At 44.4% G+C, this 25,036-nt stretch carries 23 protein-coding genes and 1 riboswitch; of the genes, 9 read left to right on the top strand and 14 right to left on the bottom strand.

Annotated elements, in window-relative coordinates; all coding sequences use genetic code 11:
• Positions 1 to 7: 7 nt before the first annotated feature.
• The gene (locus tag KO531_RS12565; protein ID WP_006079767.1) at positions 8 to 175 is read right to left on the bottom strand and encodes a YqaE/Pmp3 family membrane protein; all 168 of its coding nucleotides are present in this window, start codon (positions 173 to 175) and stop codon (positions 8 to 10) included.
• 259 nt (positions 176 to 434) lie between these two features.
• Here KO531_RS12565 and KO531_RS12560 point away from each other — a divergent pair, with 259 nt between their 5' ends.
• Entirely contained in the window at positions 435 to 1,604 is a 1,170-nt protein-coding gene (locus KO531_RS12560) for a GGDEF domain-containing protein (RefSeq protein WP_219251329.1), read from the top strand.
• 26 nt (positions 1,605 to 1,630) lie between these two features.
• On the opposite strand, the gene KO531_RS12555 is transcribed toward KO531_RS12560, so the two are convergent.
• From KO531_RS12555 to KO531_RS12540, 4 genes are read right to left on the bottom strand one after another with little or no spacing between them, the layout of a single operon-like run.
• On the bottom strand, positions 1,631 to 2,323 hold the full coding sequence (locus KO531_RS12555; protein ID WP_168826439.1) for a TIGR01621 family pseudouridine synthase: 693 nt from the start codon (positions 2,321 to 2,323) through the stop codon (positions 1,631 to 1,633).
• 33 nt (positions 2,324 to 2,356) lie between these two features.
• The gene (locus KO531_RS12550) at positions 2,357 to 3,613 is read right to left on the bottom strand and encodes a HAMP domain-containing histidine kinase (protein WP_105251097.1); all 1,257 of its coding nucleotides are present in this window, start codon (positions 3,611 to 3,613) and stop codon (positions 2,357 to 2,359) included.
• 49 nt (positions 3,614 to 3,662) lie between these two features.
• A complete protein-coding gene (locus tag KO531_RS12545; RefSeq protein ID WP_006079763.1) occupies positions 3,663 to 4,340 on the bottom strand; it encodes a response regulator transcription factor in 678 nt (225 codons plus the stop codon).
• A gap of 60 nt (positions 4,341 to 4,400) precedes the next feature.
• Positions 4,401 to 4,922, bottom strand: coding sequence for a hypothetical protein (locus KO531_RS12540; protein WP_113941345.1), 522 nt, complete (start codon positions 4,920 to 4,922; stop codon positions 4,401 to 4,403).
• 484 nt (positions 4,923 to 5,406) lie between these two features.
• On the opposite strand from KO531_RS12540, the gene KO531_RS12535 reads away from it, so the two are divergent.
• Positions 5,407 to 5,571: a hypothetical protein gene (locus KO531_RS12535; RefSeq protein ID WP_219251328.1), complete on the top strand. Its 165-nt coding sequence runs from the start codon at positions 5,407 to 5,409 to the stop codon at positions 5,569 to 5,571.
• A 38-nt stretch (positions 5,572 to 5,609) separates the two neighbouring features.
• On the opposite strand, the gene KO531_RS12530 is transcribed toward KO531_RS12535, so the two are convergent.
• Positions 5,610 to 6,350: an EAL domain-containing protein gene (locus tag KO531_RS12530; protein ID WP_028759552.1), complete on the bottom strand. Its 741-nt coding sequence runs from the start codon at positions 6,348 to 6,350 to the stop codon at positions 5,610 to 5,612.
• A 230-nt stretch (positions 6,351 to 6,580) separates the two neighbouring features.
• Here KO531_RS12530 and KO531_RS12525 point away from each other — a divergent pair, with 230 nt between their 5' ends.
• The 4 genes from KO531_RS12525 to KO531_RS12510 all read left to right on the top strand — a co-directional run bounded on the left by KO531_RS12525 (position 6,581) and on the right by KO531_RS12510 (position 11,596).
• Positions 6,581 to 7,300 (top strand): hypothetical protein, encoded by a 720-nt coding sequence (locus tag KO531_RS12525; protein WP_211085937.1) that lies wholly within the window; start codon positions 6,581 to 6,583, stop codon positions 7,298 to 7,300.
• Between the two features lie 23 nt (positions 7,301 to 7,323).
• Positions 7,324 to 7,812, top strand: coding sequence for a CS1 type fimbrial major subunit (locus KO531_RS12520; protein WP_198572499.1), 489 nt, complete (start codon positions 7,324 to 7,326; stop codon positions 7,810 to 7,812).
• Between the two features lie 104 nt (positions 7,813 to 7,916).
• Positions 7,917 to 10,385: a CS1-pili formation C-terminal domain-containing protein gene (locus KO531_RS12515; RefSeq protein WP_219251327.1), complete on the top strand. Its 2,469-nt coding sequence runs from the start codon at positions 7,917 to 7,919 to the stop codon at positions 10,383 to 10,385.
• Positions 10,382 to 11,596, top strand: a complete 1,215-nt coding sequence (locus KO531_RS12510) for a hypothetical protein (RefSeq protein ID WP_219251326.1) — start codon at positions 10,382 to 10,384, stop codon at positions 11,594 to 11,596. The genes KO531_RS12515 and KO531_RS12510 overlap by 4 nt, the downstream gene beginning before the upstream one ends.
• Before the next feature lie 2 nt (positions 11,597 to 11,598).
• Here KO531_RS12510 and KO531_RS12505 read toward each other — a convergent pair whose 3' ends face one another.
• A complete protein-coding gene (locus tag KO531_RS12505; RefSeq protein WP_168826430.1) occupies positions 11,599 to 12,237 on the bottom strand; it encodes a response regulator transcription factor in 639 nt (212 codons plus the stop codon).
• Between the two features lie 163 nt (positions 12,238 to 12,400).
• On the opposite strand from KO531_RS12505, the gene KO531_RS12500 reads away from it, so the two are divergent.
• Positions 12,401 to 15,760 carry a transporter substrate-binding domain-containing protein gene (locus tag KO531_RS12500; protein ID WP_251068940.1) on the top strand — a complete coding sequence of 1,120 codons (3,360 nt, stop codon included), beginning with the start codon at positions 12,401 to 12,403 and terminating at the stop codon, positions 15,758 to 15,760.
• A 40-nt stretch (positions 15,761 to 15,800) separates the two neighbouring features.
• Here the strand turns inward: KO531_RS12500 and KO531_RS12495 are convergent, their stop codons facing one another.
• The 7 genes from KO531_RS12495 to moaA all read right to left on the bottom strand — a co-directional run bounded on the left by KO531_RS12495 (position 15,801) and on the right by moaA (position 20,745).
• Positions 15,801 to 16,904: an ABC transporter ATP-binding protein gene (locus tag KO531_RS12495; RefSeq protein WP_219251324.1), complete on the bottom strand. Its 1,104-nt coding sequence runs from the start codon at positions 16,902 to 16,904 to the stop codon at positions 15,801 to 15,803.
• On the bottom strand, positions 16,885 to 17,565 hold the full coding sequence (gene modB / locus KO531_RS12490; protein ID WP_105251087.1) for a molybdate ABC transporter permease subunit: 681 nt from the start codon (positions 17,563 to 17,565) through the stop codon (positions 16,885 to 16,887). Before modB ends, KO531_RS12495 begins: the two co-directional genes overlap by 20 nt.
• Positions 17,565 to 18,368 (bottom strand): molybdate ABC transporter substrate-binding protein, encoded by an 804-nt coding sequence (modA, locus tag KO531_RS12485; RefSeq protein ID WP_219251323.1) that lies wholly within the window; start codon positions 18,366 to 18,368, stop codon positions 17,565 to 17,567. Before modA ends, modB begins: the two co-directional genes overlap by 1 nt.
• Positions 18,369 to 18,447: 79 nt before the next feature.
• Positions 18,448 to 18,915: a molybdopterin synthase catalytic subunit MoaE gene (gene moaE, locus KO531_RS12480; protein ID WP_131525126.1), complete on the bottom strand. Its 468-nt coding sequence runs from the start codon at positions 18,913 to 18,915 to the stop codon at positions 18,448 to 18,450.
• Between the two features lies 1 nt (position 18,916).
• On the bottom strand, positions 18,917 to 19,168 hold the full coding sequence (gene moaD / locus KO531_RS12475; RefSeq protein ID WP_006079756.1) for a molybdopterin synthase sulfur carrier subunit: 252 nt from the start codon (positions 19,166 to 19,168) through the stop codon (positions 18,917 to 18,919).
• 23 nt (positions 19,169 to 19,191) lie between these two features.
• Positions 19,192 to 19,668 (bottom strand): cyclic pyranopterin monophosphate synthase MoaC, encoded by a 477-nt coding sequence (moaC, locus tag KO531_RS12470; RefSeq protein WP_006079755.1) that lies wholly within the window; start codon positions 19,666 to 19,668, stop codon positions 19,192 to 19,194.
• Between the two features lie 96 nt (positions 19,669 to 19,764).
• Entirely contained in the window at positions 19,765 to 20,745 is a 981-nt protein-coding gene (moaA, locus tag KO531_RS12465) for a GTP 3',8-cyclase MoaA (RefSeq protein ID WP_219251322.1), read from the bottom strand.
• A riboswitch (molybdenum cofactor riboswitch) is annotated at positions 20,733 to 20,866 on the bottom strand. It overlaps the preceding gene by 13 nt.
• A 247-nt stretch (positions 20,867 to 21,113) precedes the next feature.
• On the opposite strand from moaA, the gene KO531_RS12460 reads away from it, so the two are divergent.
• Entirely contained in the window at positions 21,114 to 22,763 is a 1,650-nt protein-coding gene (locus tag KO531_RS12460) for an electron transfer flavoprotein-ubiquinone oxidoreductase (RefSeq protein WP_105251081.1), read from the top strand.
• Between the two features lie 348 nt (positions 22,764 to 23,111).
• The gene (locus KO531_RS12455) at positions 23,112 to 25,028 is read left to right on the top strand and encodes a methyl-accepting chemotaxis protein (protein WP_168826417.1); all 1,917 of its coding nucleotides are present in this window, start codon (positions 23,112 to 23,114) and stop codon (positions 25,026 to 25,028) included.
• Positions 25,029 to 25,036 lie beyond the last annotated feature (8 nt).

Here is a 25,036-nt window from a genome sequence, read left to right as displayed (position 1 = left end):
AAGCAAATTATGCCTTGGTCACGACCCAGAGTGCGTGTAATAAACCAGGGAACCAGAACAGTAAACATAACACTATGTTTATTAGCAGATCTTTACCCGCTCCCGCCTTCAAAAATACAGCAACTGGGGGCAATAAAATCGCAATAATGACTAAAAGTAGTTTATTTGTATCCATAACAGAACATCCTCAAAACGGAGATTGTAGGCAAATCAACAAGATCTAACTTCGCAGGAAGACTCAGAATTTGCAAACCTTTTAGTTTGCAAGGCGTAAATAATCCCAGTAGCAGCCTAAATGAAGGTCCTTACCATTTCCTAAAATGAAAAGGGATATTCAACCCATTATCTGTCCAGAGTAGACTAAGATATCCAGTAAACTCCAACCGAAAATCCCTAAAAGCATCTATAGTTAAAGAAAAATATGAAGTAAAAGAATGATATTTGATCCCCAAGCCTTATTACTCATCAAGTTTATTTGCCTGCTGACTAGCACGGCTGCCGTCGCATGGGGACTCATTGCACAACCGTTAAAAATTGCCACTCAAGCCAGTATGCGCTTTTCTCTGGCGAACTTGTTCGTCCTCCTTGGCATCATACTCAACAGCCAACGCACCGAAGCCTCCAGTTACTTTTTTTGGTTCTGCTCGGATATGGCGATTTTATTTGGCTTCATTCTAGCGCGTTGGGGAACGAAGGCGCTTTTTAGACTCAAGCCCAGCGTAAAATCGGATCTTATTCTTTTAGCACTCACCGCTGGTGTGATGCTTTTGGTTCCACCTAATTTCAGCTCCGAACGCATTTTGGCCATCGTATTCTCAGCCTGCGCCGCGCTCATTTTCGCCATGTTAACTCGAGATAACTATCTTGCCATCAAACGCGATACGGGAAATCGAGTCGCCATCGCTATGGTCATGCCCTTAGTCGCCATGGTGGGTATTTTTATCATTCGTATCTTTATCGCCTTACTCTCTCCCGAAGAAAGTCCGATGTTTATCGCCATGCACACGCAAGAAGCCATACCTGTGCTTTGGTTCTATGTCTTTCTGGCCCTATTGATCAATATCGTGATGATAGGTAATGCCATGACGCGGCTTGTCAGTAAAATCCGCATGTTAGCGGAGCGGGACCAACTTACAGGCCTGTGGAATCGCCGTGCTATGTATAAGTTTTTAAACAATATCCATCAACGCTGGCTGCGGGATAAAGTACCTTACAGTATGATTTTATTGGATCTTGATCATTTTAAAGATATCAACGATCAATACGGGCACGATGCGGGCGATCTCGCCCTGCTGACGGCGGCGAGACTGTTTGGATCGGTATTGCGAGAAAATGACGCCCTATGTCGTCACGGTGGAGAGGAGTTTCTGGTGATTTTACCCGCGACTGATGCACCCGCGGCCAGAGTCGTCGCCGAGAAATTGCATCAAGTACTTAAGGATAATTCATTTATATGGCAAGGTGTTACGATAAAAATCCATGCCAGTTTAGGTTACGCCACGATTTATCAAGGATGCCAACCTGACAAACTACTCATTCAAGCAGACCAAGCTATGTACCGCGCAAAATCTGAGGGCAGAGACCGTATTTGCCAAGCTTGCTAGGCTTTCGCAACATAACGCTGCAAAGATTAATCTCCTTTCGCAGGCCAAGCCAAAGTATCGGGCTCACGCCATGAAACTAGCGCCTCAGTGACACCTTCTGCACCAAAATGCTCACCTTGAGTCGGCAAATCCCGATAAGCGTAATCATGCCAACCTGTCACGTCATCACCATAGCGAAAATGCAGACAATAGGCATGCAGATAACACCGATCAGCTGCCTCACCGCCGTATAAATCATCCCCTAAAATGGGTACACCTAAGCTCGCCAAGGCAACTCTTAATTGATGGGTTTTACCTGAGTGGGGTTTAAGCAAATATAAACGCAACCCCTCACCAACACTCAAGGAGAAAAACTGCGTAATCGCTGGATTCTCTTTAGTCCGCAGTAACTTAAACATGCTACGACGCGACTTTGCCATGTCACCAATCACCCAGCCTTGCTTCTTCTTCGGCTTGCCTTTCGCGAGGGCGAGGTAAAATTTCTGCACTTTATGGGTGGTAAACAGCTCAGTAAATTGCTTGGCGGCGACCGCGCTCTTAGCCAGAATCAACAGACCGGACGTGGGTGTATCGAGTCGATGAACAGCAAAAAGCTTAATCCCTAAATCTTGCTCAGCCTGCGCCACCACGCCTGCAGTCCCATCCTGGCTGTGGAAATGCACTTTGGCTGATTTGGAAATAACAATAAAATCAGCCTCATCGGCTATGATTCGATACATGGAGTACTCGACGTTGTAATGCGGATCATCGACTTAAAACTGAATAGTGACGACTAAGCCTGGATGATTATCCGTAAGATTAATTTTGGCATTGTGCCGTGAGAGAATCGCTTTGACCATAGATAATCCTAAACCAGTGCCCTGTAAATGACGGCTAGGGTCGAGGCGCACTAAACGTTCGAACACTCTTTCTTTACTCTCATCTGGAATACCAGGGCCATTATCACGGATCTGAATTTGTGGGCCTGACTGAATAATCTCAATCCGCGCACCTTGGCCAGAATACTTCATCGCATTATCGACAAGATTATATAAAGCTTGGAATAATAAGTATTTATCACCAAAAACCTTATGATCTGTCAGTAACGATAAACTCAAGGTTTGCTCGTTAGATTCAGCCACAGCATCGGCCATATCCAATAAGTCAGTACACAGTTGCGCTAGGCTTAACTCCTGCAAATCGAGTGTCTGCTGACCTTCTTCGATACGCGTGAGCGACAACATGGCATCAAACGTCGCTAAACAATGATCGAGCTCCTCGGTCAAAATGGCGCAACCTTCGCTAATCTCGTTGCTCGGCTTACTCGCTAACTCTTCAATACCAATACGGATATGTGACAGTGGAGTACGTAAATCATGGGCGATATTATCGGTCGCACCACGCACTGCCATCAGGTTATTTTCGAGAATATCCAGCACATTATTAAACTGCAGCGCCAACATATCGAACTCATCCTGACGCCAACTCAAGGGTAAGCGGGTGTCGTAGTGACCGCGTTCAATCTGTTCACTCAAGCGGTTGTATTGCACTAATCGACGTAAAATCGCCTTAGAAAACAGATAGCCGAGCGCTAAAGTCAACACTACGGTAAGCATGACAGCCGTTGCAGCGGCACTGATAAACTTATCAATTAATGTCGCTAAGTTATCGGTACGGGTCGCAATCAACACTGGGCCGTAACGGGTCATCACTAGGCCGCCGGTAAGAATATGCAGCTTATCTGGGCCACCAGTTAAGATAGGAAAATCCCGCGTTTGCGGCAGCATGGGCATGCCTTCGGGCATAAAGCTCAAGGCACCGACCATATCGTAGCTATTACGCCAAGCGATCAGGGCAGTTTGTGGATCGGCGGCGCGGATTTGAGCGGCAAAACTACGGCGATCAACCGTTAGGGCAAGTTGCTGATAACGTTGGGTCTCTGACTCTAAATATTGAGTTACTTGATACTGTTGCTCAATAATCAACTGCCGATAGAGGGCAAATAGCAACGCCCCGATGATCACTATCACTAAGGTCGAAAAAACGATTGTGATGCGCCAGGCGCTGCTTTGGTAAGGCTTAATGCCTTTGTCGTAAGCGATAACCCGCTCCCCTCACAGTTTCGATAAGCTCGCCATGGCCTAACTCTTCAAATTTACGGCGTAATTTTGCGATATGCACATCGATGACGTTCGTGCGCGGATCGAAGTGATAATCCCACACTGCTTCGAACAATAAGGTGCGGCTAATAACTTGATTAGCATGCTCCATCAGATACTTAAGTAACTGGAACTCTTTTGGCTGTAGCATCAACTCCTGCCCGTCTAAAGTGACATTACGGGTCAGTAACTCCATCTTCAAACCACCAACAACGAGATCAGTTGTCACAGGCACAGATTGCCCACGGTGCATCAGTTTTTCAGCGCGGACTAATAACTCGGAGAAAGCAAACGGCTTAGTCATATAGTCGTCGCCGCCCGCGCGCAAGCCTTTTACTCGCTCATCAACGTGCGCTAAAGCGGATAAAATCAGCACTGGTGTTTGATTACCCGTTGCCCTTAAGGCGGCCAGCAATTTTAAGCCATCGAGCTGAGGTAGCATGCGGTCGAGGATCACGAGATCGTACTGACTACTCGTCGCGAGTGACAGGCCTTGATGACCATCGCTCGCTGTTTCGATATTGTGGCCCTGCTCAAGAAATCCTTTGACGATGTAATCAATCGTCGTCGCATCATCTTCAACTAAAAGTATTTTCATCTGTATGTTGCGCTCCTCAATCTTAAGCACTCGTGTGAGCACTCGATTGACTTAGATATTTCAATCCCACTTGAGTAAAGGTAACGGTCGTAAATTTTCGACATCAAAGGCCAACTTAAACTTACCCGTATCGTCTAGCAGCTTAAGTTCTAAGTAACTGATACCTAAGTCGTGGTCTAACTTTGCTTCGGTTAAGAAGGCTTTATGATCTTTAGTGGCCTTAACGATTAGACCTGAAAAGGTTTGATCTTTTGCCGCGATCATACGCGTTGCCTCAACCTCACCCAGATCATCGGCGCTTACTTTACTCGCCTTTTGTTTCAGTAACTTACCATCACGGGCACGATATTCAAACCGCGTTATAGAGTTTGCTAAAGGATTAATCAACTCAAATTGATAGACTAATTCACCCTCTTGCTCTTCCATATGAAATTCGGCAATCACACCGGAGAACCCTTTTTCAATCTGCTGCATAACGCTCAACGGCGGTACATAGTCTCCACCCGCAAACATCGAATACATGCTCTGAGCCGCCGTTGCGACACCAGATACCAACATGAATCCTAGCAACCATAGTCTCATGGCCCCTCCATATAAATCAGCTAAGTTTGTATCTTATGAGACAATCAGTTAGAAGTCGATGGACCTATTGCGCCTGTATGCAATTCCAAGCTAATCCCTCACAATTTACCACTGGATATAGCATCACACTGTGTCAGCGTTAACTCAGGTTCGGCCATCAATTGATCTGAAATCCAACGTCAACAGAACCTAAATCGCTGATAAGCCAAACACTAAATCATTTTGTGGCTAATGTGTAAAGTCTACCTAATACCAGCTTAAACACCGATGGAAACAAGATTAAGCTTTGATCATCTGAGGATTTTTAAACATGACATTTTCAGTGATAACCCTCAATTTCGCCATTTAGAATCAAGAGGATTGAATTTTAGCGGGTATTTTAGTCTATCTGTGTCATTAAAAAGTGGGATTGGCAAATAAATCGCCCTCGACTAAAGTCAGATAACTTAGCATCAGGTAACGGTATTTTTTAATCGGAGCGAAAATGAAACCAGTCATACGATGGATAAGCTTAAGCTTGTTATTAATAGCAGCATTAAGCGCTTATGCCTATGGCAGCGCCACCTGTGCATTGGTGTTCATCATCTTAGGCATGCTATTGGAAGGGACATTTTGGATTGGATTACTCGGTAAGCGAAAAACGAAATAAACAGCCTCAGTTAATTTGCAGCTAGTGCGTGATTCGTCCTAACTATCCCAGTGTGAAATCGGCGCAGGCATAGCATGGGCATACCCCTGTTGATAATCGCATCCCAATAAGGTTGCCACATCAATGTGCGTCAAAGTCTCCACACCTTCACAAACAACCTGCATTCCTAATCGCTGTAAATACTCAACTAAGCTCGTCAACATACGCATTGAATGTGAAGAGCGACAAGCTTGCAGCAAAAGGGAACGGTCTAACTTGATGACATCATAGGGCAATACCATCATACGTAAGAAATTACATTCTTGGGTGCCAAAATCATCCAGTACGATGCTGGCTCCTCGTGCCCGTAACATTTCAATCAATTCATGCTGTTTATCGTCTAATAAAGTGTGTTCTAACACTTCAAACCAAATTTTGATGCACAGCACTTTTGCTTGAAGTAACAGCATTTGTAATAAATTTTGATAAGTCACACTATATGGCATGGGATTTAAATTAATGGACAGTATGCCAACGCCTTGATCGGCTAATCGAGGTAAGTCTTTGATAATCGACCTCAACATCCATATATCAATATGCAAAGAAGCATTTTTATCTAACAATAAAAAATCAATACCTGTATATGCATGACACTTGGCATCCCAACGGCGTGCAAGTGCTTCATATCCTATAACGGTTTTATCAACCCCGATAATAGGCTGATAAAAAGGCATAACCACATCAGACATAATGCAGCTTGCAATATCTTCACTCACTTTTTTACGCTTAACTGACAGCATAGATACCTACAGAATATTAATATATCTGACTTATTTTTAACTAAATTGGCACTCGCTTCTATCAGATAAATCCTAAAAACAAAAAATCACTGCACTTTAATTATAGGACTATTCCTATTAACGCATAAAAATCACCCATATAAAATACAGCTAAAATGTTTTTCCAATCTAACAGCAACATCAACCAAAAATGAAATCAAGGCAACTCAATACAAGGTAACTCAATAATAATGCGATTATATTTAGCGCTTTTTGGTATTATTTTTTATAGCTCTCAAGTTTATGCTGCGGCAGAAATAAGCATAGGCACCTTATTTGACTATATGCCTAGCAATAAAACCACTTATTTGAAAAAAATAATGAACATGGGCGATTCAACTGCATTTATTAAAATATCGATTAACGAAATAAAATATGATGAAAATGGCCTGCCCTATGAAGTACCTGAACAAGAGACAGAAAACCGCGCCTTGATAGCTAGCCCGTCTCGCTTAATTATTCCAGCCAAGGGAGTACAAGCAACGAGATTGTTATTCTTAGATAAAAAAGACACAGAACGTTACTTTAGAGTTCGCTTTGTACCAGTGCAGCCAAAAAACAATGATGGATTTGATGAGCAAAAAACTGAAAAAACGCATGAAGAACTCACTGCCGGAATACAAATACTAACAGGTTATGGGGCATTTTTATTTATCACCCCAGAAGAACCTAAATACTCGACTGAAATAACGGAAGACACAAATAACGCAGAAATAAAAAATAACGGGAATACAACTATTATTTTAGATTTTTTTGAATCATGTAACAAAAAAACCAAAGAGTGTTCCACAGCGACCAAATTGCACATCTTACCCGGTTCAAAAAAACAACTGGTAAAAAATAGTAACGAAAGCTATCACTTTCAATTGATTGAAGGTGATAAAACCAAAAGCATAGTTATTGGTAACTAATGCATCCCTAAAAGGAGACTGTAATGAAAATATGGAAGGCGGCCCCAATAACCTTATTAGTGGCCATGAACTCATTTGCGGCTGAAAAGATTGAACATCAAGTCACTGTGATTGCACAAATTCCGTCAGAGAACTTTTTTGTGCAACCAACAGGCAATGATAACTGGATCAACAGCCAGCAAAAGTTAGCATATAACGTCCATACAAAAAAGCTAGATCAATTAAATAAGCAACTAGAAGTGAAAAGTACCATTGGTGCTATTACGGGTTACTTATCAAACCCAGCCATTATCGCCAGTGGCAATGATAATATTGCACTAACAGTTAAAGTGGGCGGTATTGAACTGAAGACATCTGCGACAGAATTAGTCGATGTCGACAATGCTAAAACGGGTAAAACCCTTGCACTAGAGATCATTCCAACTGTCCCAGCAAGCGGCTATGTCGCAGGTAACTACCAAGGTATGGTCAATATGATTTTCGAATCTGAAACACCACCTAAAAAACCATAGAGATTTATTAAGTTAAATTTCAAAAAAGCTCCCGCAAAGGGAGCTTTATTAATTTTCAAGTTAACGACTCATGCTTTTCATTTTTTCGATATGAGGCAGCACACTTGTCATCTTTGATCCTGACGATTCTGATCGCAACGCTAATCTTTAGCTCTTGCTCTTTAGCTAATAATACGCCATCAGACTCACTCAAGCTGCTAAAGCAATATCAAGACTTGCCTGATGGATTTTATGAGCATTTTTTTAATGCCCCATTAACAGTAAGAATCACCATCGATAATAAATTGCTTGGCGAAGGTGAAATAGTGTTAGGACTCGATACCAGTGTGCAACTATTAAAACTCGTTGACGTGAGCGAAAGCGAGCTTGACGAACGTCAGCAACAATTATGGATAGCGCAATTAAACCAAAAACATAAGTTGGGTTTGTGCCCAAAAGGCTGTCAGGGCGGCATATTAGCGATTGAATATAATTTGGAGAACTCTCAATTATCTATTTTAACGGCCAATATCGAAAAACAACCATCAAGCTCGCACTACTATGCCTTGCCTGAACAGGGAAGCTACGGCGCGCTATTTCGACAACAACTCAATTGGAGTCAATCCAATGAGAGCGATTACGCAGGCCGTTATAATTTGCAAGCCCAAGCAAGTTTAGGCCAGTGGACCACACTGCTTGAAGGTGAAGTCACTCAAAATAACGATCAAGCACTAAACTCGGCTATTCAACAGTTGTATACAGAACGTCAAAACGAAGGACGCTTCTATCGACTCGGGTATTTCTCCCCTTATGCCCAAGGTTTAGTTCGTCAGCCCATCATTTATAGCGGCAGCTCACAAGCTGTGATGGGGGTGATGTTGGGTGACTCTAATCAGTTATTGGTCGATCAAGCCTATGCCAGTGCCACACCCATTTATGTCACTCCGAATCGTGCAGGTATGGTAGAAATCTACCAAAATGGGCAATTGATCAACTCGCAACAGATTAACGCAGGCTTACAAGCCATTGATACTAAAGTATTACCATCTGGCATATATGAAGTTGAAATTCGGATTCTAGAAGATGGCCAAGTCACTGAACGTCGTCGAGAAATCATTAACAAACCCATTCAATGGCAAAACACTGAAGAACCCTTTCGGGTGAACTTGTTTGCTGGAGAAAAGTTACAAGAAATAACGAATTGGGATGATGAAAGCAGACGCGGACTCAGCACGGGGGTACTCGCAAACTACTTATTAACACCGGCGATCATCCTTGGCGCTGCAGCTCAATTTATGGATAAAGGTTGGCACTACAGCATTTCGGCTGATTGGGACTGGAACCAACAACTGCGCTTTTTTGGTAATTGGGTGATGAATGAACAACAGGGCAGCGATTTTGATTTGCAAGCAGTTTATAGCTACAGGCAAGGTAGTTTTGTACTTAGCCATCAGCAACAACTCAGCCAATCGCAAAGCAGTGATATTACGAACTCTAATCCCAAAAAGACGAGTGCATCTCTGCAACATAACCTAGGAAGAGGTCACTCTATTTCCGCCTATTTGTCACATCAATCCGAGCAAGGTCAAGGTATTGACTTAGGTTGGCAGTACAACGGCAAACTCTGGGGACGCCAAATGAGTTGGAGTTTAAATGCGTTCGATCGTCCCGGCAGCATTAACACTTCAGGCCAGCGCGACCAAGGCGGAGCACTTTATTTCAGTATGAACTTAGGCGATCAAACGCGTCGAATGGGTGGTGGCTTAGGCAGCAGAACTTCACGTTCTGGCGGGCAAGAACAGCATGCCTATGTTGATTACCAACAGCAACTAGACTGGCGTGGCATTGAAACCATAGGGATGGGACTAAACACGGATAGCTATGGGGTTGGCGCAACCGCCAATAGCCGCTTTAGCAACAATATTGTTAGCGGGGATGCCTATGCACAGTCATCGTCCTATAACAGCGGCATCACCGGCGGTATCAACCTCGATAGTATGGTTGCACTAGGGCAACAGGGTGAACTCAGCATCTCAGGCCAAAGCCAAAACCACGATGCGGGCATGATAATCGATGTCATGGCTGATACCCCAGACATCCTTTTACAAGCAGAAGATGAGCACGGTGGCAGTGTCACCTTAAAGCCTGGGCGCAACTTAGTGCCAGTGACCGCCTATCGCAGTGGTAGCGTACAGCTCGCCATACAGGACTTTGATGACACACCTTCAGTTATCCAACCGAGCGTATTGCATTACCACCTCAATAAGGGCGGCGTCAGTTACCAACAAATCAGAGTCATGAAGACTGTCACTGTGATTGGCCGCTTAGTGAATCAACAGGGATTGCCGCTTAAAGGCGCGCTCATAGCCAACCATGCGGGGCGCAGCTTGAGTGAGGCCGATGGCTTTTTTGCCGTTGAAATGAGTGAACACCATCCGAGCTTGCAAGTGGAGTATCAAGGTATACAAGAGTGCAACCTTGAACTCGACTTACACCGAGTGAAACGTGAACAGAACCTATTGCTATTAGGCAATATCACTTGTAATACCCAAACATGGGCACAACAAACATTAACAGAGAACCTAGCCAAGTGAATTATCGTTACGCTTTATATGTTTTGATGGGATATCTACTACTCAGCCCATTAACAGAGGCCGCCACCATTCAGGTTACTGCTGAATATAAACCTGCACCCTATGATATTAATGGTAGTAAGTTTATTAATACCACCCCTTGCTCAGTATCAACAAACAGCTCAGGTCCTGAATTTTGGTGTAATGGCACAGCATCTTTAGACAAAGAACAAGCAATAAAAGTAGAGACTAAAATATTAGAAAAATTAATAAAGAATGATCAAAAACTCGAACATGCTATTACCTATCAGAAGTTTTCTGGTGAAAAAACAGTAGAGCTAATAAAAAAAGGGAGCAGCACAACACATAAAATGAAGTTCAAACTAACACAAATTGGGGCATCTCAAACTCCGAATGCAGTTAAAGAAGCTGGAAATACAGGATCATATTGGTTGAATAGCGTTCAAGGCGATTGCAATCTTAGATTGGAAATATGGGCAAGCATTGGTATTTTAGATTATTTTTATGATATAAAAAATGCTAACCAACAGTCTGGAGGCATTTGTTACAACAATAAATTTAACCCGAAATTCACATCATCAAAGAATGTCACCCTTCAAAGGATTTATATTGGTTATAAACTGCAACCTCCCGATCCTTTAAAAATGGAAAATGGCACTTATAAGGGCAGCTTAACCTTGAGCCTTGGACGCAATAAAGATCTCGACTTTGGTGATGCAACCTATTCAGACTCAAACGTAACCATAGAATTTACCTTAAGGGTCACGCATCAACTTAAGGTTGAGTTCCCTGCTGGTAGCAATAAAGTGATCTTGCAACCACCCAAAGGTTGGGCACCATGGATTAACAGCGGTAAAACACCCACCAACTTGAAAGCTGAATTGCCGTTTAAGCTTTGGTTTAGCGCACCATTTGATGTTTCATTGAGTTATTGCCAATATCAAAACAATGGCCAGTGCCAACTTAAAAACATTAAAAACAGTCACAAAACAAATATAGAAATCAGTTATATAAATGGTATAGGAAAATCAGTGCCGCTATCGACATCAAAGTACCATTTTACAAATACAGATGGGGAATATATCAATGTTGCAAGAAAGCTATTGTTTGAAATTAACAAAACCAACTTAACTGAAATGATGAAATATCCAGGAAGCACTTACCAAGGGGATGTAACTATTATGTTCGAGGCTGAAATCCCTCCATTTTAACATTAAAATAATCCCTGTTGCTGTGCATAATGAAACAATTCACTGTCACTTTTTAAACCGAGTTTTTGCATCGCATTGGTTTTTTGGGTACTTATGGTTTTTACACTGCGGTGTAAATAGCTGGCAACTTGAGTCACTGACATGCCGTTTGCCAGTAAACGTACCACTTCTATTTCTTTCAGTGAAAGTTCAACTGGGATGGTATATTGATTAATACCTTGTTCATTTAATAATTCACGGACAGTTTCGCCAATGTAAACAGAACCTAATAATACTTTTTTAACTGTTTTCTCTAATTCGGCAATGACTGATTTTTTTAATAATAAGCCTTGTATTCCAATCTGTAACAGCGCTTGTAATACACCTAAATTATGTACTTGGGTCAATACTATTATGGGTAAATTTGGATATTTTCGTCTTAGCTGTTTAATCATGGCCATACCATCGACATTGTCATCATTAGGCATACTAAAGTCTGTGATCAATAAGTCACATTCATGTTGTTCTAATGTACGCCATAATTCGGAAACATTATTTGCTTCAGCAACAATGTCACAACTTGGCTGCATTTCAGCCATCAAACTACGCACGCCAGTGAGTATAATAGGGTGATCGTCGGCAAGGATGATCTTAAAAGCCATATATAACTCCTCGTGATAATGTGAACTTATGGATGCCTTATCTATACTACTTGGCATCGGTGTTTTTTTCGAGACTTAATACACTTTGGTCATAGAGATGAGTGCGACTCAAAAATTGCGTTACCAACTTCTTTGCATCTTCAGTTGCTTATCCCTGCTATGCATGACTTTTATCACTCATGCCGAACAGCCCAAAACCACAACAATTAGAGTAGGCGTACTCGCCAATGGCTGGGGACCTTTTCAACAAATTAATGACCAGATAACAACGGGATTTAGTGTCGAACTCATACAACTGCTCGCCAAAAATCTTAATTACCAAATTGACTGGAAGGTTTATCCCAATTGGATGAGCCTCTATTCTGCTGGTTGTAATGGGGAAGTCGATGTCTTGCTTGACGCTTTTCGTACTGTTGAACGTACTCAATGCCTTATGTTTAGCCGCTCATACTACACCTCCCCCACTGTTGTCGTTATTCGTTACGACAGCCGATTTTTTCGCGATGTGAGTGAATTTGGCCAAGCTCGGATTGCCGTTGAAAAAGGATTCTCGACGGAGAAATTAGTCAAATTGCATTATCCAACCGTAACAGAAGTAACATTTTCTAATACAGAACAAGCACTTTCCTCCGTCATTGATAAAACGACCGATGCCTATATCGGTAATCTTCATGTTGCTAACCAATACATTAGCGCACACCCTGAACTTCTTATCGTTGCCCAAGCCCCCCTGATGATGGAAAACTTACATTTAGGGATCACGAAGAACAATAGCCTGCTTGTAACACAACTCGATAACGCCTTAATGGCTCTGAGTGTAGAAGAGCGCAATGCTCTCGAAGTGACTTGGCTAGGTATGGGCGATCTTCATTTTTTAGGCCACAGTAATTTTCTACTTAGACCCAATGAACGCGAATGGCTGGCAGGTTTACCTTCACTCAGAGTCGGATTTGTAAGTCATTGGATGCCATTCTCTTCGGTTAACAATAAAGGCATCTTGGTTGGTTTACTTGCTGATTATCTTGAACAGTTCAGAGAAAAACTAGGGCTTGATTATGCGGCACAAAAAACCAGAACGTGGGATGAAATCCAAAGCGCACTCGTTAATCATGAGATTGATCTCGCCATTATTCCAACACGATTGAAAGCACAATATCCAGACTGGCACATGAGCGAAGTGTTTACGTCTTTCCCTATTGTTATAGCCACTGCCCGCAACAGTCCGCGAATCGCGGGGCTGTCAGAACTGAACTTTCAACGCGTGGTCATCACAGATAATCTACTGCTGCCAAGCATTAAAAAAGCCTATCCGAATATCGATGTTGTAGTTTCAGCCAATCCTGACGAAGGTCTGACCTTAGTCGCAAAGGGCAAAGCAGCGGCTTACATAGGTAATTTGGCCGTTGTGACTATGCTCATCGACGACAAATTTGACGATGAATTACGAGTAGCAGCACCAACGCCTTATAAAGATGAACTCGCTGTTGCCGTTCGTGAACCTTATTGGCCACTTATCCCATTAATTAACCGTGTTTTCTCCAGTATGAGTGAGAAAGAAAAACAGCAGATCCGCAATACTTGGCTAGCCGTAAATTACAGCGAAGGCATCTCTTGGCACACCTTACTCAAAACACTACTGCCGATTGCGATAGGTTTACTGCTTTTCATTGGCGGCTTAACCATAGCCTATTTAAAACTCAGGCAAGAAATCAATAAACGGCGCATCGTCGAAAATGCTCTAGCCATCGCAAAAGAAAACGCCGAGCAAGCCACTAAAAGAAAAGCTGAATTTCTCGCAGCCATGAGCCATGAGATCCGCACGCCCATGAATGGACTCGTGGGTATGGCAGAGCAACTCAGCTTTACCCCTCTTGGCATAGAACAAAAACAAATGGTGCAAATCATTAGTAATGGCGCGGAAGAAATCCTCCAAATCATTAATAATATTCTCGATTTTTCTAAAATAGACATGGGAAAAATGCGTCTAGAATCGACACCAATACTATTGCGTGAAGTTCTCGATAGTACGCTTAATATGGTCATGAATGATTTACGCACTAAAGGCTTAAGCCTCTACTTACACGTTGACCAAGGCGTAGCAGCACGGGTAACAGGAGACAGTCTTCGCATAAAGCAAATCCTATTCAACTGGGTAAATAACGCCATTAAATTCACTGAACGCGGGTTTATTGAAGTCTCAGTCAAGCTTGAAGCCGAACAAGAAGGTCAACAATTACTGCTCATTGGCGTACAAGATACGGGTATCGGCATGAACACTGAGACTCAAGCGCGAATATTCAATATTTTTGAGCAAGCTGACGTCTCGACAACACGTAGCTATGGTGGTGCAGGTTTGGGCCTTGCCATTAGCCATACACTCGCCGAAATGATGGGCGGCGACATCATCCTGAATAGCGCCCCTCATTTAGGCACATTTATTGGTTTACGCATTCGCTTACCTGTGGTGGCTCAGAATGAATTTGATGAGCAATTACAGGGATTAAAAGCATATATCGCCATCGGCGATATAAAACTACGTCACACTTTATCTTGGCATTTAGCTTCATTAGGCATTGTATTAACAGAGAATAAAGCCAATGCAGACCTGTTGTTTACTGATAATGCTTCGGATGATCGGCAACACATACTCTGCACTCACTTTAATGAAGCACTGGGTTATAGATATCAAAATGAGCAATGTTTATTGAATGCTAACCCCTTAACATCGCAAGCTGTGAAGGATGTTTGTTACATCAACATGGGGTGGATTGATACTATCGTCTCAACCCCGCAAAGGGATATTCAATTTAAGTTTAACTGGCCAGAATGCAAAATATTATTAGTTGAAGATCATCAACTTAATCAGATATTGGTGCAGCGACAGCTGAAACAGTTACGCCTAACATGTGATATTGCAGATAACGGTGCCCAAGCGCTCGCCCTCATGCAAAAGACTCAATATGACTTAGTGTTATGCGATTGCCGCATGCCAGTGATGGATGGCTACACTTTTTGCCAACAAGTGAGATCGCAGGAAATCGAGGGGCAACATATTCCCATCATCGCACTCACGGCCAACGTGCTAAATGAGCAGAAGCAAAGGTGCATCGCAGTTGGGATGGATGACTTACTGGCAAAACCACTGCACTTAGATGAGCTGTATGAAATGCTTTTGAAATGGCTACCGTCTGCAAAACCAGCACTTATCGATATAAAAATATTAGAGGATGCCTTTGGTCGGGAAGAGACATTAAGCAAAATGCTATTAATGTTTAAAACTGAGCTCGAAACCTCACTTCAGGATATTCAACTTAAAACACCTCAACTTGCGGATAAGATCCATAGATGTGCAGGAACTATCAGTATGTTAGGGCTCACATCAATAGCAGAGCACGCTTGGATACTCGAAGAAAAAATGAGGCAACAGGGAAATAATAATGCTGAAGCGGAATTGGCTCAATTTCAAACGACAATAGCCCAATTGATAACTGAGCTAGATGCGATAATGCGAAATCGCACCTAAATGGTGGCTGGTTTACTCAGAGTTATCATGGTGGACTAAGCTATTCCAAAATATGAATTTGTTCGGATTTGAGTGCCACCGTAGTTTGCATCCCCTTAGTAAGAGCAAGCTTTTGGGCAAAATGCAGCGAGACTTCGGTGTTAAGTTGTAATGGGGTGCCAGTGACGTAGCAGATAAGCCGAACGGATTCGCCCATCACCAGCATAGCGTCGATCGTGACATCTAATTTATTAAAACTGCGGCATAAACGCCCTTTGGAAATCGAATTAAAACGAATACCTTGATTGGGGATAACCCAACGGACTCGACTTCCCACAGGGCGCTCTTTGCCATAGTCACAAGCAATAAGCTGCTCACCAAATTTAAGCCAAGTGAGATTTTTAGTGCTGTCTTGAAATACCACTTCACCATCAAAAATATTTCTTAGCCCCATCTGCCTAGCCACAGCTTCATTTCGTGGCCGCGACAATACCTCGAAAGGTGCACCTTGCTGTAGCATCTTGCCTTGGCTGATCAAAATCATCGAATCAGCCAGCAGTAAGGCTTCATTTAAGTCGTGGGTGACCATAATCACTGGGCAGAGTAACAGCTCTTTGAGGCGCGCAAGCTCAAGGTATAATCGCTCACGGGTTTCCCTGTCCACCGCAGAAAAAGGCTCATCCAGCAACAAAACCGACGGTTCACGGGCAAGCGCTCTGGCAAGCGCAACGCGCTGGCGCTGGCCGCCCGATAAATGCGCCGGTAATCTATCGGGTAATCCCTGTAGATTGACCCGTTCGAGCCAATCTTTCGCGCGCGGTATGCGCTCCGATTTGGGGATATGGTCAAGTCCAGCGACTACGTTTTCTAAGGCAGTGAGATTCGGAAATAAGCCAAAATGCTGCGGCATATAACCGATATGGCGTTGCTGCGGGCTTAAGGCGATACGCGCTTTATCATCAAACCAAGGCCGATCGCCAAAGTGGATTTGTCCCGTATCGGGATGATTTAACCCAGCGATCATCCGTAGCAGCGTGGTTTTTCCACCGCCAGACGGCCCTACCACAGCAAGTACTTCACCCGCTTTACAGCGAAAATCGGCGTTGAGTTTAATGTGTTTATGATTTTGGATCTGACACTGCAGATCAGCGATGATTTGCGCCACGCTGACCTCCTAAACGCCGCGATAGACTGGTTGTTAGTGCTAACGCCGTCACGGCAAACAGCAATAAGACTAATGACATAGTGCCAGCGGCATTAAAATCGAATGATTGCACACTGTCATAAATTGCAATCGAAATCGTCTTAGTCTCGCCAGCAATATTACCTCCCATCATCAGCACAACGCCAAACTCCCCAAGCACATGGGAGAAGCACAGAACTAATGCCGTTAGCACACCCGGCCACACCATAGGCAATTCAATTTTAAGTAGAATTTTAAGTCGACTCATACCGCAACAAGCCGCTGCGTCGCGAACATCATTAGGTACAGTTTCAAAGGCGCGTTGTATCGGCTGCACAGCGAAGGGAATATTGACTAAAACGGAGGCGATAACCAGACCAGAAAAGTGAAACACGAGTTGCTGACCCATGACTTGCTCAATCCATTGTCCGAGCCAACTTTGACTGCCAAGCCCCACCAGCAAGTAATAACCAATCACAGTTGGCGGTAATACTAAGGGCACCATGATCAGCGCCTCGACCCAAGATTTGCCGACAAATTGACGATAGGCTAATGCCCGTCCAGCCAATATAGCTAGAGGAATCAACACTAAAACTGTGATGCCACTCAGCTTGACCGATAACCAAAGTGCCTGCCAATCCATCATGGTTGCTCTGGCAATGAAAAACCATAATCGGCCAAAACACGACAAGCACTATCGGCTCTTAAATAATCGTAAAAATGCTGAGCAGTTTCACCCGCCTTGGCCATTAATGCCATACGCTGAAACAGTGGACTATGCATTTTTGCTGGCACTATGGCGTAATCGCTATGTTTGGCAAAAGTAGGAGACATAGCTAAAGAGAGCGCAATAATCCCGCCCTGGGTTGAACCACTAATCGCAAACTGCCCTGCTTGGGACACATTTTCCCCAAGGATCAATTTAGGTTGAATCGCATCCCACAACTGCACAAACTGCAATGCTTCTTTGGCCTTTTCGCCATAGGGAGCGTGATCAGGATTAGCAATAGCAAAACGGGTAATTTTTCCTGCAGCGAGTGCTTCGGCTAACCCCTTAAGTTCAGGATCAACGGACAAACGACCGGTTTTCGGTACAACAATAGCGAGTTGCCCTTGGGCATAAAGAACGCCGACATCGCGGGTAACGCCAGCACTATACAATTGCTGAATATATTTTTCATCCGCAGATAAAAATAATTCATAGGGCGCACCATTTTGGATTTGAGTAGCAAAATTGCCCGATGACCCATAGGATATTTTTACTTTTAGCCCAGTTTCATTGGTAAATTTTTGGCTAATATCATCGAGGGCAAAACGTAAATCTGAGGCAGCGGCAATTGCGGGAATCGCTGTATTATCAGCCGCTCGGCTGCTAGATGGCGCGACCGCCAAGCACCAGAGTAATGCAAAAACACAGGTATGGAAGAAACGGGTCAAACTCTGCATTGGGTCACCTTAGTGCAATATTCGCGCGGGACTTAAACTGGCAAGCTGCGTTGCGACTACGAGTATCTCTGCCACGCGACTAGTCTTTGTGTTGCCATAGCTTAGCCGCTTGTTCATCGGCATCTTTCGCTTCAACCCAACTTTTACCTTGCTCGCCCGCTTCTAATTTCCAGAATGGCGCTTTGGTTTTTAAAAAGTCGATTAAGAATTCACAAGCAGCAAAAGCGGCCTTGCGATGGGCGCTGGTTACGCCGATAAACACAATCTGCTCACCCAGAGCCATAGTACCGACACGGTGAATAACCGTCACTTTATTGAGCGGCCAGCGGCTACGCGCCTCGGCAACGATTTGTTCTAGCACGGCTTCGGTCATGCCAGGATAGTGCTCTAAGGTTAGGTCTGTCACCGCGGCGCCATCGTTAAAATCACGCACTTTGCCGACAAAAGTGACTACGGCACCATCGCTATCATCTTGAGCTAGCTGACGATATTCTTCAGAAACACTAAAATCGACCTCTTGCACTCGAACTGCGGGTAATAAACGCATATTAACCTCCTGTAACCGGTGGGAAAAAGGCGACTTCATCACCATCGTTTACAGGCGTATCCCATTGACTAATGGTCTGATTTACCGCCACCAGCAATTTGTCAGAGGTTAATACTTTAGCCCATTTGTCGTCGGTTGCCGCCAGCGTTGCCCGTAACGCTTCGGCAGTTTGAGTCTGCTCGCTCGCCTCTAGACTTAATTTAGCTGTGCCCAATAATTCTCGAACTTGAGCAAAAAACAACACGTTAATCATAGTCTTATCTCGTTTTTGATCCGCTAAACCTTAAAGTGTCCCGACTTGCCGCCACGCTTTTCCAACAGACGGACTTGGGAGATCACCATATCTTTTTGCACGGCCTTGCACATGTCATAGATAGTTAACGCCGCCACTGAAGCTGCTGTTAACGCTTCCATCTCTACGCCCGTTTTGCCGGATAACTTGCACAGGCTAGTAATACGCACGCGGTTATGTTCAGGTTGTGCCTCTAAATCGACTTCAACTTTCGTTAGCATCAGCGGATGGCAGAGAGGGATAAGGTCTGAGGTTTTTTTCGCGGCTTGAATGCCCGCAATACGCGCGGTCGCAAACACATCACCCTTGTGGTGGCTACCACTCATGATCATCTCGAGTGTCGTGCTCGCCATCTCGATAAAAGCTTCTGCACGGGCTTCGCGCTCGGTAACGGCTTTTTCAGTTACATCGACCATATGGGCATTGCCATCGGCATTAATATGGGTAAATACATTGCTCATCGGAGCGATCCTTTAATTGAGGTCAAAACAGGGTACAAGGGAAATTGAGCTTATACTCGCGCTAAATTGGCTATGGCAACAGACCTAAAATCAGGTCTAGCCGCCAATAGAGGCAAGATGCTGAGTGACACCTGTGATGCCTTGATGCAAGTAATGGGTTTCTTTCTTCTGGGCTAATTGACCGTGCAGACGCTCAATTAATTCCGCTTGCTGGTTAGAATGCTGTAGCAGATCACGTAAATCGACACCGGATTCCGTAAAGAGGCACAAGTGCAATTTACCCTTAGCAGATACCCGTAAACGGTTACAGGTAGCACAAAAATTATTGGCATAGGGCATGATCAAGCCGATACGGCCCTGATAATCGCTGCGGCTGAAATTTTGGGCTGGACCATCGGAGGCACTTGGCGTATCTAATTGCCAGCCATCTGCCAGTAACTGTGCTTTGATGTCGGCGCCCGCTAGGTGATGTGCTTCAAAATACTCACGACCAAGACCCGTTTCCATCAGCTCGATAAAACGCAGGTCGATTGGCGTGTGTTTAATCCAGTGTAAAAAACGTGGCAAATCTTTATCGTTTAAGCCTTTAAGCAGTACGGCGTTGATTTTTACTCGCTCGAAACCTGCTGACAAGGCGGCATCAATCCCCCGCATCACTTCATCAAACTTATTTTCGCCGGTGATCTGGTAAAACATTTTGGGATCTAAACTATCCACGGACACATTGATACGACGCAAGCCAGCATCGAACCATTCTTTGGCATGCTTTTCGAGTCGATATCCATTAGTGGTCGTCGCAATAGTATGAATGCGCGGGTTATCGGCGACGACACGAATGATGTCGGTAAAGTCTTTACGCAGGGTAGGTTCACCGCCTGTAATGCGAATTTTTTGGGTGCCGACGTGGCTAAATGCGGAGACTAAGTTTTCTATCTCATTGAGAGATAAGAATTTTGGTTTACCTTCAGGATGATAACCATCAGGGAGGCAGTAACTGCATTTGAAGTTACAAACGTCAGTGACTGACATCCGTAAATAGTGAAATTTTCGACCAAAGCTGTCTTGTAATTGAGACATGATCACCTTTCCAAGTGTGGGAGGTGAGAGCATTTCTTATCCCACCCCGGTGGCATTATTACCACGGCTACACCTCCATATCTTTCGACTTAGGCAGGCAAGCTCGGAGAACCGTCGTCGGTGATTATAGGCCGAAAGTACTCACTAGCTATACCCCTAAACAGGTATTTATTAACCTAGATCACGCTAGCGTGAATAATCTGTGACAGTCCTCACCTAAAGATTTGTATTGAATTAGACTAAACAGCAGCTTAATCCACTGTGACCTTATCTTATTTTCAGGTAAGGTGGTGCAAGCAATAAAACGCCCGTTTACAAACTACAACACTCGATAAAAATCGGGGAAACGTGAAGGAAGAGGTGAACTGATGGAACGCGAATCAATGGAATTCGATGTTGTTATCGTCGGTGCTGGTCCAGCTGGCTTGGCCACGGCATGTCGATTAATGCAAATATCACAGGATTCAGGTAAAGAAATTACCGTCTGTGTGGTAGAAAAAGGCTCAGAAGTGGGCGCGCATATTCTGTCAGGCGCAGTGTTCGAGACAAAAGTGCTAGACGAGCTATTCAGCGACTGGCGCGAAAAAGATGCCCCAATAAAAACCGCTGTCACCCACGACGAAATCTACCTACTCAGCTCAGCCACCGACGGCAGAGTCATGCCTAATGCTTTTGTGCCAAAAACCATGCACAACGACGGCAATTTTATTATCAGCGTCGGTAATCTGTCCCGCTGGCTTGCCAATCGCGCAGAAGAACTCGGTGTCGAAATATTCCCCGGCTTTGCCGCCAGTGAACTGCTATTTAACGCCGATAACAGCGTTAAAGGTATTTTGATTGGTGATATGGGAGTGGGTGCCGATGGCGAACCCAAAGACAGCTTTATGCCAGGCATGGAGTTGCACGCTAAATATACCGTTTTCTCCGAAGGTTGCCGCGGCCACTTAGGCAAGCAACTTATCGAAAAATACCATTTAGATAATGGTAAAACACCACAGCATTACGGTTTAGGCTTCAAAGAAATTTGGAAAGTCCCCGCCGAGCAACACGAACAAGGCAAAGTCGTTCACACAGGTGGCTGGCCATTAACCGAGGGCGCATCGGGTGGCGGCTTCCTTTATCACATGGAAGATAATCAAATTGCGGTCGGCCTTATTATTGATTTGAACTACAAAAATCCGCATCTGAGCCCATTTGACGAATTCCAGCGCTATAAAACCCACCCTGTGATTGCTAAGTATTTAACGGGTGGCGAACGCCTTAGTTATGGCGCCCGCGCGATTACTAAAGGCGGCTTAAACTCGCTACCTAAGATGAGTTTTCCTGGCGGTCTTATCATAGGCTGCAACGCGGGTACGTTGAACTTTGCGAAAATCAAAGGCACTCACACTGCGATGAAGAGCGGAATTGTTGCAGCAGAAACCTTAGGTAAAGCCATGATGGCTGGGGTTGAAGGCGGTAAAGATCTCGACTGTTACCAAACCCACCTTGAAGAAAGCTGGCTATACGAAGAATTGCATAAATCCCGCAACTTTGGTCCAGCGATGCACAAATTTGGTACCTATTTAGGCGGCGCATTCAACTATATAGATCAAAACTGGTTTGGCGGAAAGTTCCCTATCACACTGCGTGATGAGCACCCAGACTATGCGCAAATGGCACCTGTGAGCGCTTACAGCAAGATTGATTATCCAAAACCCGATGGCAAGCTTAGCTTCGATAAACTGTCCTCAGTGTATCTATCGAGCACTTATCATGAGGAAGATCAGCCCTGCCATTTACGTCTCAAGGACAGCAGCATTCCACTGGGCATTAACTTGACTCAGTTTAATGAGCCAGCACAGCGTTACTGCCCAGCAGGCGTGTATGAAATCGTCGAAGAGGCGGGTCAACCCAAGTTTGTAATCAATGCGCAAAACTGCATTCATTGCAAAACCTGCGACATTAAAGATCCGAGCCAAAACATCACTTGGGTTACACCGGAAGGCGGTGGTGGTCCAAACTACCCCAATATGTAACATTTGGATGATAAATGTAAATAATGGCGCTCAATGGAGCGCCTTTTTTTCACCTTTTACACGAATAGTTCACTTTTTTTGCTTGCCCTTACTCGCGACATTGGCCACAATTGCCACACAAAAAAGAGTTCGTTTTCAATCACCATCTCATTTCCATCTATACTCTACATAATTAGATCTACAGCAAGACCAACAGGTTAGGCCAAATAAGTGTTCTATACGCTGTTTTATTCGGCAACCGGCCTAGACTAAGGTTAACTTTTAACATTTCTGTCCGATAATCTTTTACCGTACAAGAGTGCGTTGACCGATAACTCAAAATAGTCCAACACAGGCATATTGATATTTATGATATTTAATAACCTCACCATTAAGCAGAAAATTCTGTTAACAGTGACATTTGCAGTACTGTTGTCGACCATACTCGTCGGCGTATTAAGCCAACGTAGCGCGAAAAATGTCGTACAACAAAGGATGTTAGGTTCGGAATTACCGAGCTTAATGATGCAAATTCGCAATAAGATCGATCTCGACATTTCCACTTTAATGAATGCTGCAGAGCAATTGGCCAGTAGCCGCATGTTACTGCAATGGCTCGAAGACGGTAGACCACAGGCCCAAGAACCCCAAGTCGTAGCCCAACTCAAAGACATCACTCGTCAGTATAAGCTAGCGCAAGCTTCCTACGCAGATAGACAAACTGCCGCCTACTACACTCAGGATGGTTTTCTGCGCGTGCTCACTCCTGCGCAGGATGGCTGGTTTTTTGGTTACCGAGACAGTGGCCAAGAACGTATGTTGAACGTATTTACTGAGGCCAACGGCGAAGTCAAACTCTTCATTAACTACCAACAACCCAATGGTCGCGGCTTAGTCGGGCTCGCTAAATCACTCGATGACATGGTGCGTTTGCTGAGCTCGTTTAAGATTGAAGAAACCGGTTTAGTCTACTTAGTGGATGCTAAAGGTGAGGTGAAACTCCACCCAGATACGAGCCAAATTGGTAAGAGCAGCCTAAGCAACTTATACAAGGATGCGAGTTCAAGCTCATTATTAAACCGCAGTGATTTCAATCTGATCAATACCAAAATCAATGGCGAAAACATGCTGGTTGCCAGTAGTTATATCGCATCTATGGATTGGTACTTAGTCGCACAGGTGCCAGAGGCCGAAGTGTTCGCACTATTAACCGAAGCGGCTTATCAGATCTTAATCTGGACGCTAATCATTGCAGCGGGCTTTATTGTACTCGCCATCGTGGTGGCAGGTTCAGTGAGTCGTCCAATCGCCCAAGTTGCCGCCATGTTCCACGACATAGGCGAAGGTGAAGGTGACTTACGCCAACGTCTACCAGTCAATGGTGAGGATGAAATTGCACAGCTCGCTAAAGGATTTAACAGCTTTATCAGTAAGATCCAAGATTCGGTCATCGAAGTGGCACAAACCAGCGAACAGCTCGGTTTCTCGGCTAAGGATGTGTCGAATCAGGCACAGCAAACCTTAGAAGACAGCCACGAGCAGAAAGATCGCACTATGATGGTGGTAACGGCCATTAATGAAATGGGCGCGACGGTTAACGAAATTGCCAGTAATGCCGCCCAAGCTGCGGTTGCCGCGAGAGATGCAGATACTGAAGCCAGCAGCGGCCAAGTTGTGGTAACCCGTGCCCGCGATACCATTAACCAATTGTCAAAAGACGTTGGCCAAGTGGGTGAAGTGATTGAGTCCCTCGCGACCCACACTAAATCCATCGGTGGTATTTTAGATGTGATCCGCGCTATCTCTGAGCAGACTAACTTGTTAGCACTTAACGCGGCCATTGAAGCAGCACGTGCCGGCGAAGCTGGACGCGGATTTGCTGTCGTAGCCGATGAAGTGCGTAACTTAGCCTCACGCACAGCAGCATCGACTAATGAAGTGCAAGGCATGATCGACAAGCTGCAATCGGAAGCCAGCCGCGCGGTTAATGCGATGGCCCAGAGTCGTACCCGCTCCCACGAAGGCGTTGTGGCCGTCGATGAAGCCAGCAAATCGTTAATTGGCATTAGCGATCGCATTGGTCTTATCAGCGACATGAACATTCAAGTTGCTGCGGCAACGGAAGAACAATCCACAGTTGTGGAGGACATCAACCGTAACGTCACTGAAATCAATGACATTACTCAACGTACTGCCAATACTGCACAAGCGGCGGCACAGGCGAGTTTAGCCTTGAATCAACTGTCACACCGCTTAGATACCTTAGTGGCCAAGTTTAAGGTGTAAAACCTTAA

This window comes from Shewanella sp. NKUCC06_TVS (genome assembly GCF_019345515.1).
Classification (GTDB): domain Bacteria; phylum Pseudomonadota; class Gammaproteobacteria; order Enterobacterales; family Shewanellaceae; genus Shewanella; species Shewanella oncorhynchi.
This window is presented reverse-complemented; position numbering and strand designations above follow the sequence as displayed.